Source organism: Streptomyces sp. NPDC101393 (assembly GCF_044767385.1).
In the GTDB taxonomy this organism is placed as follows: domain Bacteria; phylum Actinomycetota; class Actinomycetes; order Streptomycetales; family Streptomycetaceae; genus Streptomyces.
This window is the reverse complement of sequence record NZ_JBIWNU010000001.1, coordinates 1-12601: the sequence shown is the minus strand read 5'-3', so window position 1 is coordinate 12601 and position 12601 is coordinate 1. Positions and strand designations below refer to the sequence as shown.

Genomic DNA, 12601 nt, shown 5'->3' with positions numbered 1-12601 from the left:
TGTAGTGACGGCTCCATATATACGGCGCGCGACGCGACAAAACGCCCAACGGATAGGGGGAACCGCCAGGTGAGCACGACCACAGGCACCGGCTTTTGCCGGGTCACAGTCGCTGCGCCGGACGCACGGATCGATGTGGCTCTGCCGGAAGACGTCGCGCTGGTCGACATCTACCCGGAGATCCTGCGGCTCTCCGGACAGTCCCAGGCGGAAGGCGCCCCGACCGGCTACCACCTGGTGCGCCGCGACGGCACCGTACTTGACGCCGGGCAGTCCCTCGCGCAGCAGCAGATCCTCGACGGCGACCTCCTGCTGCTGAAGCCGTTCGCGGAGTCGCTGCCGCTCCCGGTCTTCGACGACGTCTCGGACGCCGTCGCCTCCGCGGTCAAGCGCAACCGCAGCCGCTGGAGCGACGACCTCATGAACTTCGTCGGCCTCACCGCCGGCGTGCTGCTGCTCGTCATGATGGCGTTCGCGCTGTGGTTCTCGAACCCCGTCGACCGCGACATGCACCGGCTGCCCGGCATCATCGCCGGCGTCGTCGGCATCGTCCTCGTCGCCCTGGCCGGTGTCCGCGCCCGGGTCTACGAGGACCACGGCTCCTCCATCGCGCTGGGCCTGGCCGCGCTGCCGCATCTGCTGCTCGCCGGCTCCGGCATCTTCCCCGTCGAGGAAGGCTCCGGCCCCGGCCGGCTGCACCTGCTCGTCGGCTGCGTGACGGTCCTGATCGCCTCCGTACTCCTGGTGGTCCTGCTCCCGCGCGGTGACGCGCCGTTCGTGGCGGCCGCCTTCTTGTCCGCCATCGGCACCCTCGCGGTCTTCGCGGCGATCCTCACCGGCGCCGCACCCCGCGAGGTCGCCGCGGTCACCGCCGCCGTCTCCATCGCCCTGGTCGCCTGGCTGCCCGGACTCTCCGCACGCTTCGCCCGGCTCCCCATCGGCTACAAATCCCCCGACCAGATCGCCAAGGGGTACGACGGCGAGCGCGGCGAGACCGAGTCCGTCGACTTCCTCAAGATCGGCAATCAGGCCCGCCGCGGTCACGAGCTGCTGCTCGGCCTCGTCGCCGGCTGCGCCGCCCTCGTCGTCGGCTCGGCCGGTGTGGTCCTGGGCTTCTCCGACAACGGCTGGGCCCAGCTGATGGCGCTGGCCGCGGGCATCACGATCATGCTCCGCGCCCGGCTCTTCGACTACACCGCGCAGGTCGCCTGCCTGACCATCGCCGGCATCCTCACGATCGTCCTGCTCATCCTGGGCATCGCGCTGCACCCGCCGATGGACATCTTCGTCGAGCTCGGCAAGTTCAACGACTCCGGTCCGCTGAACATCCGCACCGTCTGGTTCTCCAGCAGCATCGCGGCTGGCGCCGCCCTGCTGGTCGGTGTGGGCCTGGTCGTCCCGCGCAAGGGCGTCACCCCCTTCTGGGGCCGGATCTTCGACATCTTCGACGGTCTGGTCCTGCTGTCCCTGGTCCCACTGTGCCTGGCGGTCCTGGACGTCTACAGCACCGTGCGCGGCCTCACCGGTACCGAGTAGCGAGCGCCCGCCCGGCCCCTCTATTCCGGTGTTTTCCGGCCCCCCGACCACCCGGTCGGGGGGCCGTTTCCAGCTGGTACGCTGTGTGACGGCCCGGTCGAGTCATCAAAGATTCCCTGTGAAGCAAATCCAGGGGCGCTCGAGGGCCAAGACCACTGAGGAGTGCCGCGTGTCGCTCGACGCCGCAACGAAGAAGCAGATCATGACCGAGTTCGCCACCAAGGAAGGTGACACCGGTTCCCCCGAGGTCCAGGTCGCGATGCTTTCCCGCCGCATCTCGGACCTGACCGAGCACCTCAAGACCCACAAGCACGACCACCACTCCCGCCGTGGTCTGCTGCTGCTGGTCGGCCAGCGTCGCCGCCTGCTGCAGTACCTGGCCAAGAAGGACATCACGCGCTTCCGTGCGCTGGTCGAGCGCCTGGGCATCCGCCGCGGCGCGGCGGGCGCCAAGTAAGCCCAGCATGATGCCGCAGAGGGAGCGGTTCCCACCGGGGGCCGCTCCCTTTGCCGTACGCACCTGACACTTCCCCCGCCCCGAGGTGGACGGAAGCTTTGTAGTCTGGTGCCATATCGCAAAAGCGAACGCGGTAGGAGCGCCTCCTGGCCGCCGGTCCTCGGTAGTGGCCCCCGGACGATCCATGGACAGCGTCCATGCGTCATCACTCCGGGTGCTTCGATCGAAGACCGGCCCGCACGGCGCTCCACCGAAGACGGTCCCCTGCCACACGGGCAGCGGACGCAGACGAGGAGATATCCCTGGTGGAGAACGAGACCCACTACGCCGAGGCCGTTATCGACAACGGTTCCTTCGGCACCCGCACCATCCGCTTCGAGACGGGCCGCCTGGCCAAGCAGGCCGCCGGCTCCGCCGTGGCGTACCTGGACGACGACACCATGGTGCTGTCGGCCACCACCGCTTCGAAGAAGCCCAAGGACCAGCTCGACTTCTTCCCCCTGACGGTGGACGTCGAGGAGCGGATGTACGCAGCCGGAAAGATCCCCGGCTCCTTCTTCCGTCGTGAGGGCCGGCCCTCCGAGGACGCGATCCTCACCTGCCGCCTGATCGACCGGCCGCTGCGCCCCTCCTTCAAGAAGGGCCTGCGCAACGAGATCCAGATCGTCGAGACGATCATGGCGCTCAACCCCGACCACCTCTACGACGTGGTCGCGATCAACGCCGCCTCCTGCTCCACGCAGCTGGCCGGCCTGCCGTTCTCCGGCCCGATCGGCGGCACCCGTGTCGCCCTGATCAACGGCCAGTGGGTCGCCTTCCCGACCCACACCGAGCTGGAGAACGCCGTCTTCGACATGGTCGTCGCCGGCCGCGTCCTCCCGGACGGCGACGTCGCGATCATGATGGTCGAGGCCGAGGCCACCGAGAAGACCATCCAGCTGGTCAAGGACGGCGCCGAGGCCCCGACCGAAGAGGTCGTCGCCGCCGGTCTGGACGCCGCCAAGCCCTTCATCAAGGTGCTGTGCAAGGCCCAGTCGGACCTCGCCGCCAAGGCCGCCAAGCCCACCGGTGAGTTCCCGGTCTTCCTCGACTACCAGGACGACGTCCTGGAGGCGCTCACCGCCGCCGTCAAGGGCGAGCTCGCCAAGGCGCTCACCATCGCCGGCAAGCAGGAGCGCGAAGCCGAGCTGGACCGCATCAAGGAGATCGCCGCCGACAAGCTGCTCCCGCAGTTCGAGGGCCGCGAGAAGGAGATCTCCGGTGCCTACCGCGCGCTGACCAAGAAGCTGGTCCGCGAGCGCGTCATCAAGGACAAGGTCCGCATCGACGGCCGTGGCGTGACGGACATCCGTACGCTCGCCGCCGAGGTCGAGGCCATCCCGCGCGTGCACGGCTCGGCGCTGTTCGAGCGTGGCGAGACCCAGATCCTGGGCGTCACCACCCTCAACATGCTCCGTATGGAGCAGCAGCTGGACACCCTTTCCCCGGTGACCCGCAAGCGCTACATGCACAACTACAACTTCCCGCCGTACTCCGTCGGTGAGACCGGCCGCGTGGGCTCGCCCAAGCGCCGCGAGATCGGCCACGGCGCGCTCGCCGAGCGCGCCATCGTGCCGGTCCTGCCGACCCGCGAGGAGTTCCCCTACGCGATCCGCCAGGTCTCCGAGGCGCTGGGCTCCAACGGCTCGACGTCCATGGGCTCGGTCTGCGCCTCGACCATGTCGCTGCTGAACGCCGGTGTGCCCCTCAAGGCCCCGGTCGCCGGTATCGCCATGGGCCTGATCTCCCAGGAGATCGACGGCCAGACCCACTACGTCGCCCTCACCGACATCCTCGGTGCGGAGGACGCCTTCGGTGACATGGACTTCAAGGTCGCCGGCACCAAGCAGTTCGTCACCGCGCTGCAGCTCGACACCAAGCTCGACGGCATCCCCGCCTCGGTCCTGGCCGCCGCGCTGAAGCAGGCCCGCGACGCCCGCCTCCACATCCTCGATGTGATGAACGAGGCCATCGACGTCCCGGACGAGATGTCCCCCAACGCCCCGCGGATCATCACCGTCAAGATCCCCGTGGACAAGATCGGTGAGGTCATCGGCCCCAAGGGCAAGATGATCAACCAGATCCAGGAGGACACCGGCGCCGACATCACGATCGAGGACGACGGCACCATCTACATCGGTGCCGCCGACGGCCCGGCCGCCGAGGCCGCCCGCGCCACGATCAACGGCATCGCCAACCCGACCATGCCGGAGGTCGGCGAGCGCTACCTGGGCACGGTCGTCAAGACGACCACCTTCGGTGCGTTCGTGTCCCTGCTCCCCGGCAAGGACGGCCTGCTGCACATCTCGCAGATCCGCAAGCTCGCCGGTGGCAAGCGCGTGGAGAACGTCGAGGACGTGCTCGCGGTCGGCGCCAAGGTGCAGGTCGAGATCGCCGAGATCGACCAGCGCGGCAAGCTCTCCCTGATCCCCGTGATCGAGGGCGAAGACGCCGAAGGCGACGACAAGAAGGACGACGCCGCCAAGTGACGTCCCGTACGCACGCGACGACGGCCCGCACCTCTTCGGAGGGGCGGGCCGTCGCCCGTACCCAAACGCTTCTCAAGGGCACCGCGGGCGCAGGCACGGTCCGCCGGACGACCCTTCCCAGCGGTCTGCGCATCGTCACCGAGACCCTGCCGTCCGTACGCTCCGTCACCTTCGGGATCTGGGCGAACGTCGGCTCGCGCGATGAGACCCCGTCCCTCAACGGCGCCACCCACTACCTGGAGCACCTGCTCTTCAAGGGCACCGAGCGGCGCAGCGCACTGGACATCTCCGCCGCGATCGACGCGGTCGGCGGCGAGATGAACGCCTTCACCGCGAAGGAGTACACCTGCTACTACGCGCGGGTGCTGGACGCCGATCTGCCGCTCGCCATAGACGTGGTGTGCGACATGCTCACCGGCTCCCTCATCGAGCCCGAGGACGTCGACGCGGAGCGCGGTGTCATCCTCGAAGAGATCGCGATGACCGAGGACGACCCGGGCGACTGCGTGCACGACCTGTTCGCGCACACCATGCTCGGCGACACCCCGCTCGGCCGCCCGGTCCTGGGCAGCGTCGACACGGTCAACGCCCTCACCCCCGAGCGCATCCGCCGCTTCTACAAGAAGCACTACGACCCGACCCACCTCGTCGTCACCGCGGCGGGCAACGTCGACCACGCCAAGGTCGTCCGCCTGGTCCGCCGCGCCTTCGAGCGGGCCGGAGCCCCCCAGCATCCCGACGCCACCCCGATGGCCCCGCGGGCCGGTGCCCGCACCATCCGGGCCGGCGGCCGCGTCGACCTGCTCAACCGCAAGACCGAGCAGGCCCACGTCATCCTCGGCATGCCCGGCATGGCCCGTACGGACGACCGGCGCTGGGCGATGGGCGTGCTGAACACCGCGCTCGGCGGCGGCATGAGCTCCCGGCTCTTCCAGGAGGTCCGCGAGAAGCGCGGCCTGGCCTACAGCGTGTACTCCTACACCTCGGGCTTCGCCGACTGCGGACTGTTCGGCGTCTACGCGGGCTGCCGTCCCAACCAGGTGCACGACGTGCTCAAGATCTGCCGCGACGAACTCGACAAGGTGGCGTCCGACGGCCTCACCGACGACGAGATCCGCCGGGCGATCGGCCAGCTGCGCGGATCCACCGTCCTCGGACTGGAGGACACCGGCGCGCTGATGCACCGCCTCGGCAAGAGCGAACTGTGCTGGGGCGAGCAGATGTCCGTCGACGAGATGCTCGCCCGGATCGCGGCCGTCACCCCCGACGAGGTGCGTGAGGTGGCCCGCGACGTACTCGGCGCCCGCCCCTCGCTGTCCGTCATCGGTCCCCTGAAGGACCGGCAGGCCGCCCGCCTGGACGACGCCATCGCCTAGGTCTGCCGGGTGGATCAGGCCGGGCTCGCCGGGCCTGATCCACCCGACGGGCCCGGGGCGGGTGTCCCAGGGCGGCACCGACCCGCCGCATCACCGAAAAGAGAGCTGGAAACGATGAGCAAGCTGCGCGTGGCCGTACTCGGCGCCCATGGGCGCATCGGCTCCGAGGCCGTACGAGCCGTCGAGGCCGCCGAGGACATGGAGCTGGTGGCCGGACTCGGCCGCGGCGACAAACTGGAGACGCTGGTCGAGGCCGGCGCCCAGGTCGTCGTCGAGCTGACCAACCCCGGCGCCGTGATGGGCAACCTCGACTTCTGCCTGCGGCACGGCATCCACGCCGTCGTCGGGACGACCGGCTGGAGCGACGAGCGCCTGGAGCAGCTGCGTACCTGGCTCGCCGCCTCCCCGGAGGCGGGCGTGCTCATCGCCCCCAATTTCTCCATCGGCGCGGTGCTGACCATGCGGTTCGCCCAGCAGGCGGCCCGCTTCTTCGAGTCGGCGGAGATCATCGAGCTGCACCACCCCAACAAGGCGGACGCCCCGTCCGGCACGGCGGCCCGCACCGCCCAACTGGTCGCCAAGGCCCGCGAGGACGCCGGCTGCGCCCCGCAGCCGGACGCCACCAGCACCGCGCTGGACGGCGCCCGCGGCGCGGACGTCGACGGCATCCCCGTGCACTCCGTTCGGCTGCGCGGTCTGCTGGCCCATCAGGAGGTGCTGCTCGGCGGGGTGGGGGAGACCCTCACCATCCGCCATGACTCCCTCCACCACAGCAGCTTCATGCCGGGCATCCTGCTCGGCGCGCGCCGCGTGGTGACCACTCCCGGCCTGACCGTGGGCCTGGAGAACTTCCTCGACCTGGGCTGACGGGCTGAATCACCGTGCGCGCAAAGATCACCTACTTCGTCCTCGCGGCGGTCCTGGTCGTCTACTTCGTCCTCGTCGGCAGCCGCGGCATCCTGCTCATCGAGCAGGGCACCCTGCTGACCGGCGCCTTCGGAGTGGCCGTCCTGGTCCTGCCGTTCATCGGCCTCTGGTTCCTCTGGCACACCACCCAGTTCGCCCGCAAGGCCGGCATCCTCTCGCGCGAGCTGGAGTCCGAGGGGGGCCTGCCGGTCGACGAACTGCGGCGCACCCCCGGCGGCCGCATCGACCGCGACTCCGCCGACGAGGTCTTCGCCAAGCGGCAGGCGGAGACGGAGGACGCACCCGGCGACTGGCGTACCTGGTTCCGGCTCGCGGTCGCCTACCACGACGCCCGGGACACCCCGCGCGCCCGCAAGGCCATGCAGCGCGCCATCTCCCTGCACGACAACGAGCCCGTACGGACCTGAATCCGTACGGGCCCGGGGGACCGGCCCTGGGCGGGGCAGACCCTACGCGGGGCGGTACTCCGCCGCCCACGCCTCCAGGACATCCGAGGCCCGCTCGAACGCCTCCGGGCGGGACAGGAAGTCGCCGTTGCGGTCCGTCACCAGGACGCGCAGCGGTTCCCCCTCGACCCGGTGCACGATCAGCGCCTGGCCCTGCACCGTCCGCGGCAGCCCCAGCCAGCGCACCGGCTGCTGGAGGGTACGGACCGAGGCGATGGCGCTCCACGGCTCGGTCGTCGTCCGCAGCAGTCCCACCTGCCGCAGGCCGCTCGCGCTGACCCACACGCCCACGCGCAGCAGGCGCACGGCAAGAATGATCACGAGCACGCCCACGACCACACAGGCCACGGCCCCGGGCACCGAGCCGGCCAGCGCGATGATCATCGCGGAGAGCAGCACGAACGAGGCAAGCAGCAAAAGCACCGCCGCCGTCCCCACGCGCCACGGTCCGGGGCGGTAGGGACGGCGCCAGTGATCGGGCTCGTCATGCGGCAGCGCGAGGGAATCGGCTGCACTGTTGTCGACATCGAGGTCGCGGTCGGCCGTCAGGAAGGGCAGGGGCACGGCTGATCCTCACTCATGGGCACGCTGACGAAAGCTGTGACCGGTGAGGCTATCGGGACTGACGGAGCGGAACCACTCAGCGGCGCGCCCCGTCCGGCCCCATCAGCGATGTGCCGCCTCGGACTGATGCGTCCGGCTGGTGCCGGAGCTGTCCTGCTGAAGTGCCGGAACACCGAACAGCAGGGCACCGGCAAGGCCGCCCACGACTGTCAGGGTGATCAGGGACTGGCCCAGGCGCTGCGTTCGCGATGTGCGTTCTCGGGGCGGGGGTGTGACATTGCTGCGGAACCGGTCTGCCTCGGCGACAAAGGCGAACGGGACGGGCTCTCGCCGGCGGAACATGAGCGGGCTCTCCTAGGAACCTCGAGGTGGGCACTGTCACAGGGTTAGACGAATCTGGCGTCCGTTTGGTGCCCGTTTCCAGCAACTTCTGTGAAAAATATCAACCGGCTCTCCGCCCTCCGTCACCGGGGGTCCGTTTCCTCCGCTGATGCCGCGTCATACGGCATTTCCCGGCCTGTCAGTGGCGGGCCGTAGGCTGGGCGCCGCACGAGGATCGAACGGAAGGAACCGCCGGTGTCCCACACCCCCGCCGAGAGCACTGAGAGCGCCGCGAGCAGTACGCCCGCCGACAGTGCAGCCGCCCGCTTCCGCAGCGAGGTGACGGTCGAGCTGGTCAAGCACAGCGCAGCCGACAGCGACGTCCTGTGGGCGGCCCGCGTCTCCACGGCCGGCGAGCAGTCCCTGGAGGAGCTCCAGAAGGACCCCGAGCGCTCCAAGGGCCTGATCAACTACCTCATGCGGGACCGGCACGGCAGCCCGTTCGAGCACAACTCCATGACCTTCTTCATCAGTGCCCCGATCTTCGTCTTCCGCGAGTTCATGCGGCACCGCGTCGGCTGGTCGTACAACGAGGAATCCGGCCGCTACCGCCAGCTGGAGCCGGTTTTCTACGTCCCCGGTGAGTCCCGCAAGCTCGTCCAGCAGGGCCGCCCCGGCAAGTACGAATTCGTCGAGGGCACCCAGGCCCAGTACGAGCTCACCGGCCGCGTCATGGAGGACACCTACCGCCGCGCGTACGACGCATACCAGGAGATGCTCGCCGCCGGCGTGGCCCGCGAGGTCGCCCGCGCGGTGCTCCCGGTCGGCCTGTTCTCCTCGATGTACGCGACGTGCAACGCCCGCTCCCTGATGCACTTCCTGGGCCTGCGCACCCAGCACGAGCTCGCGGCCACCCCCTCCTTCCCGCAGCGCGAGATCGAGATGGTCGGCGAGCAGATGGAGGCGCGCTGGGCCGAGCTGATGCCGCTCACTTACGGCGCATTCAATGCGAACGGCCGCGTGGCGCCGTAAGCGCAGGCGGCGGGCCGGAAGCGGGGGCGCCGAGCACAGACGTGCGATGTGTCCGGATTGCGGCATTTTGAGAAGTTCATCTACGCTGAACAAACGGACCCGGCACTGCTTGAACCCCCGAGCAGGCAGTGCCGGAGTCCATATCCTTGCTCCCCAGAGGCGCATCCCGCGGTGAGCTACGAGTAGCGTGGGACCCATGGCTCCGACTTCCACTCCGCAGACCCCCTTCGGGCGGGTGCTGACCGCCATGATCACGCCGTTCACGGCGGATGGCGCCCTCGACCTCGACGGCGCGCAGCGGCTCGCCGCCCACCTGGTCGACGCCGGCAATGACGGCCTCGTCGTCAACGGCACCACCGGTGAGTCCCCGACCACCGGCGACGCTGAGAAAGCCCAGCTCGTCCGCGCTGTGGTCGACGCCGTCGGAGACCGCGCCTTTGTCGTCGCCGGAGCCGGCACCAACGACACCCGCCACAGCCTGGAGCTGGCCCGCGCCGCCCAGGACGCCGGCGCCCACGGCCTGCTCGCGGTGACCCCGTACTACAGCAAGCCGCCGCAGGAGGGTCTGCTGCGGCACTTCACGGCCATCGCGGACGCCACCGAGCTGCCCGTCATGCTCTACGACATTCCCGGCCGCAGCGGTGTCCCGATCAACACCGAGACCATGGTGCGACTCGCCGAACACCCGCGGATCGTCGCCAACAAGGACGCCAAGGGCGACCTCGGACGCGCGAGCTGGGCCATCGCCCGCTCCGACCTGGCCTGGTACAGCGGCGACGACATGCTCAACCTCCCGCTGCTCTCGGTCGGCGCCATCGGCTTCGTCTCGGTCGTCGGCCACGTCGTCACCCCCGAGCTGCGCGCCATGCTGGACGCCCACCTCGCGGGCGACGTCACCAAGGCCACCGAGATCCACCAGAAGCTGCTCCCCGTCTTCACCGGCATGTTCCGCACCCAGGGCGTCATCACCACCAAGGCCGCACTCGGACTGCAGGGCCTGCCCGCCGGCCCGCTGCGACTGCCGCTGGTGGACCTCTCCCCGGAGGAGACGGAGCAGCTCACGCGGGATCTTGCCGCCGGCGGGGTACAGCTCTAATCACAGACTTCACAACTGAACATGGACAAACAACCGCCACACAGCAAGTGCACGAATGTCATGCGCGCCACGTGCCTCGACGGCAGCGTGGCGCGCGTGGTGAGGAGAGTCTTTTGAGTCATCCGCATCCCGAGCTCGGCCGTCCGCCGAAGCTCCCCAAGGGCGGCCTGCGGGTCACCCCCCTCGGCGGCCTGGGTGAAATCGGCCGCAACATGACGGTCTTCGAGTACGGCGGCCGGTTGCTGATCGTCGACTGCGGAGTGCTTTTCCCTGAGGAGGAGCAGCCCGGAATCGACCTGATCCTGCCGGACTTCACGTCCATCAGGGACCGGCTCGACGACATCGACGGCATCGTGCTCACGCACGGCCACGAAGACCACATCGGTGGTGTCCCGTATCTCCTCCGCGAGAAGCCGGACATCCCGCTCATCGGCTCCAAGCTGACCCTCGCCCTGATCGAGGCCAAGCTCCAGGAGCACCGCATCCGCCCGTACACCCTGGAGGTCAAGGAGGGGCACACCGAGAAGATCGGTCCCTTCGACTGCCAGTTCGTGGCGGTCAACCACTCCATCCCGGACGCCCTCGCGGTCGCCATCCGCACCCCCGCGGGCATGGTCGTGCACACCGGCGACTTCAAGATGGACCAGCTCCCGCTGGACCGGCGCCTGACCGACCTCCCGGCGTTCGCCAAGCTCGGCGAGGAGGGCATCGACCTCCTCCTCTCCGACTCCACGAACGCCGAGGTCCCCGGCTTCGTGCCGCCCGAGCGGGATATCTCGAACGTCCTGCGCACGGTGTTCGCGAACGCCCAGAAGCGCATCATCGTGGCCAGCTTCGCCAGCCACGTGCACCGCATCCAGCAGATCCTCGACGCGGCACACGAATACGGCCGCAGGGTCGCCTTCGTCGGCCGTTCGATGGTCCGCAACATGGGCATCGCCCGTGAACTGGGCTATCTGAAGGTGCCCGCCGGCCTGGTCGTCGACGTCAAGACCCTCGACGACCTCCCGGACGACGAGGTCGTGCTGGTCTGCACGGGTTCCCAGGGCGAGCCGATGGCCGCCCTGTCCCGGATGGCCAACCGCGACCACCAGATCCGGATCGTCCCCGGCGACACCGTGATCCTGGCGTCCTCCCTCATCCCGGGCAACGAGAACGCGGTGTACCGCGTGATCAACGGCCTGACGCGGTGGGGCGCGGACGTCGTCCACAAGGGCAACGCCAAGGTCCATGTCTCGGGCCACGCCTCGGCCGGCGAGCTGCTGTACTTCTACAACATCTGCAAGCCGAAGAACCTCATGCCGGTGCACGGCGAATGGCGCCACCTGCGGGCCAACGCCGAACTGGGCGCCCTGACCGGTGTACCCAAGGACCGCATCGTGATCGCCGAGGACGGCGTCGTCGTCGACCTGGTCAAGGGCGTCGCGAAGATCGTCGGCAAGGTCCAGGCGGGCTATGTCTACGTCGATGGCCTCTCGGTCGGCGATGTCACCGAGACCCATCTCAAGGACCGCCGCATCCTCGGCGACGAAGGCATCATCTCGGTCTTCGTGGTCGTGGACAGCACCACCGGAAAGATCGTCGGCGGACCGCATCTGCAGGCCCGCGGTTCGGGCATCGATGATTCGGCGCTGACGGCCGTGATCCCCAAGATCGACGAGGCCCTGGCCAAGTCGGCCCAGGACGGCGTCGCCGAGCCGCACCAGCTCCAGCAGCTGGTCCGTCGCTCGGTCGGCAAGTGGGTGTCGGACAACTACCGCCGCCGCCCGATGATCCTCCCCGTGGTCGTCGAGGTCTGACGCACCGCGTCGTACTCACGTACACCAGCGGAGCGGGGCGCCCGGATTTGCATCCGGGCGCCCCGCTCCAGTACGTTTACGGCTCCGCCTGAACGGGAAGCACCGCACGCCTGCGCGTACGACGGCCTTCCTGAAGGGGGCGGAATTCCGGCCCAGAGCAATCTGATAAAGTCGGTATCAGCCGAAAGGCAAAACCCCTCCGACGGGTAATCGGAACTGAATTCGAGCCGGAAACGGACCGAATCGGATCTGATAGAGTCGGAAAGGCCGGAAAGCGAAAGCAAGAAGGCCAACCCCGCTCCTGCAGGGGGCCGGATACGGAAACGGATCTGGTACGGTGGGAAAAGCGAAAAGGCCGAAAGGCCGGATCGCACCGGCGAAAATCAGGACCGCGAGGATCTGATAGAGTCGGAAACGCAAGACCGAAGGGAAGCGCCCGGAGAGCCTGGTGAAACAGGCACAAAGGAAGCGTCCGTTCCTTGAGAACTCAACAGCGTGCCAAAAGTCAACGCCAAATGT

Annotated in this window: 11 protein-coding genes; 9 read left to right on the top strand and 2 right to left on the bottom strand. The window is 68.9% G+C overall.

Annotation, left to right across the window (positions count from 1 at the left end):
• Positions 1-69 precede the first annotated feature (69 nt).
• From eccD to ACIRQ7_RS00030, 6 genes are all read left to right on the top strand, one after another.
• The gene (eccD, locus tag ACIRQ7_RS00055; RefSeq protein WP_401463646.1) at positions 70-1536 is read left to right on the top strand and encodes a type VII secretion integral membrane protein EccD; all 1467 of its coding nucleotides are present in this window, start codon (positions 70-72) and stop codon (positions 1534-1536) included.
• A gap of 169 nt (positions 1537-1705) precedes the next feature.
• A complete protein-coding gene (gene rpsO / locus ACIRQ7_RS00050; RefSeq protein ID WP_030991941.1) occupies positions 1706-1993 on the top strand; it encodes a 30S ribosomal protein S15 in 288 nt (95 codons plus the stop codon).
• A 305-nt stretch (positions 1994-2298) separates the two neighbouring features.
• Positions 2299-4521: a polyribonucleotide nucleotidyltransferase gene (locus ACIRQ7_RS00045; RefSeq protein ID WP_401463649.1), complete on the top strand. Its 2223-nt coding sequence runs from the start codon at positions 2299-2301 to the stop codon at positions 4519-4521.
• Positions 4518-5897 carry a M16 family metallopeptidase gene (locus ACIRQ7_RS00040; protein ID WP_404258736.1) on the top strand — a complete coding sequence of 460 codons (1380 nt, stop codon included), beginning with the start codon at positions 4518-4520 and terminating at the stop codon, positions 5895-5897. The genes ACIRQ7_RS00045 and ACIRQ7_RS00040 overlap by 4 nt, the downstream gene beginning before the upstream one ends.
• Before the next feature lie 114 nt (positions 5898-6011).
• The gene (dapB, locus tag ACIRQ7_RS00035; protein ID WP_401463653.1) at positions 6012-6764 is read left to right on the top strand and encodes a 4-hydroxy-tetrahydrodipicolinate reductase; all 753 of its coding nucleotides are present in this window, start codon (positions 6012-6014) and stop codon (positions 6762-6764) included.
• A gap of 14 nt (positions 6765-6778) precedes the next feature.
• Positions 6779-7231, top strand: coding sequence for a hypothetical protein (locus ACIRQ7_RS00030; RefSeq protein WP_403666276.1), 453 nt, complete (start codon positions 6779-6781; stop codon positions 7229-7231).
• A 42-nt stretch (positions 7232-7273) separates the two neighbouring features.
• Here ACIRQ7_RS00030 and ACIRQ7_RS00025 read toward each other — a convergent pair whose 3' ends face one another.
• Together ACIRQ7_RS00025 and ACIRQ7_RS00020 are read right to left on the bottom strand one after the other, a co-directional pair.
• Complete coding sequence (locus tag ACIRQ7_RS00025) at positions 7274-7834, bottom strand: PH domain-containing protein (protein WP_404258735.1); 561 nt, start codon at positions 7832-7834, stop codon at positions 7274-7276.
• Positions 7835-7936: 102 nt separating this feature from the next.
• A complete protein-coding gene (locus ACIRQ7_RS00020; protein ID WP_401463659.1) occupies positions 7937-8176 on the bottom strand; it encodes a hypothetical protein in 240 nt (79 codons plus the stop codon).
• 234 nt (positions 8177-8410) lie between these two features.
• On the opposite strand from ACIRQ7_RS00020, the gene thyX reads away from it, so the two are divergent.
• The 3 genes from thyX to ACIRQ7_RS00005 all read left to right on the top strand — a co-directional run bounded on the left by thyX (position 8411) and on the right by ACIRQ7_RS00005 (position 12082).
• A complete protein-coding gene (gene thyX, locus ACIRQ7_RS00015) occupies positions 8411-9187 on the top strand; it encodes an FAD-dependent thymidylate synthase (protein WP_401463661.1) in 777 nt (258 codons plus the stop codon).
• A 196-nt stretch (positions 9188-9383) separates the two neighbouring features.
• On the top strand, positions 9384-10283 hold the full coding sequence (dapA, locus tag ACIRQ7_RS00010) for a 4-hydroxy-tetrahydrodipicolinate synthase (RefSeq protein ID WP_401463663.1): 900 nt from the start codon (positions 9384-9386) through the stop codon (positions 10281-10283).
• Between the two features lie 113 nt (positions 10284-10396).
• Entirely contained in the window at positions 10397-12082 is a 1686-nt protein-coding gene (locus tag ACIRQ7_RS00005) for a ribonuclease J (RefSeq protein ID WP_401463665.1), read from the top strand.
• Positions 12083-12601 lie beyond the last annotated feature (519 nt).

Bases quoted from the DNA above. Each gene is read 5' to 3' on its own strand.
- dapB (WP_401463653.1), top strand. From the start codon at position 6,012: ATGAGCAAGCTGCGCGTGGCCGTACTCGGCGCCCATGGGCGCATCGGC.
- ACIRQ7_RS00020 (WP_401463659.1), bottom strand. From the start codon at position 8,176: ATGTTCCGCCGGCGAGAGCCCGTCCCGTTCGCCTTTGTCGCCGAGGCA.
- dapA (WP_401463663.1), top strand. From the start codon at position 9,384: ATGGCTCCGACTTCCACTCCGCAGACCCCCTTCGGGCGGGTGCTGACC.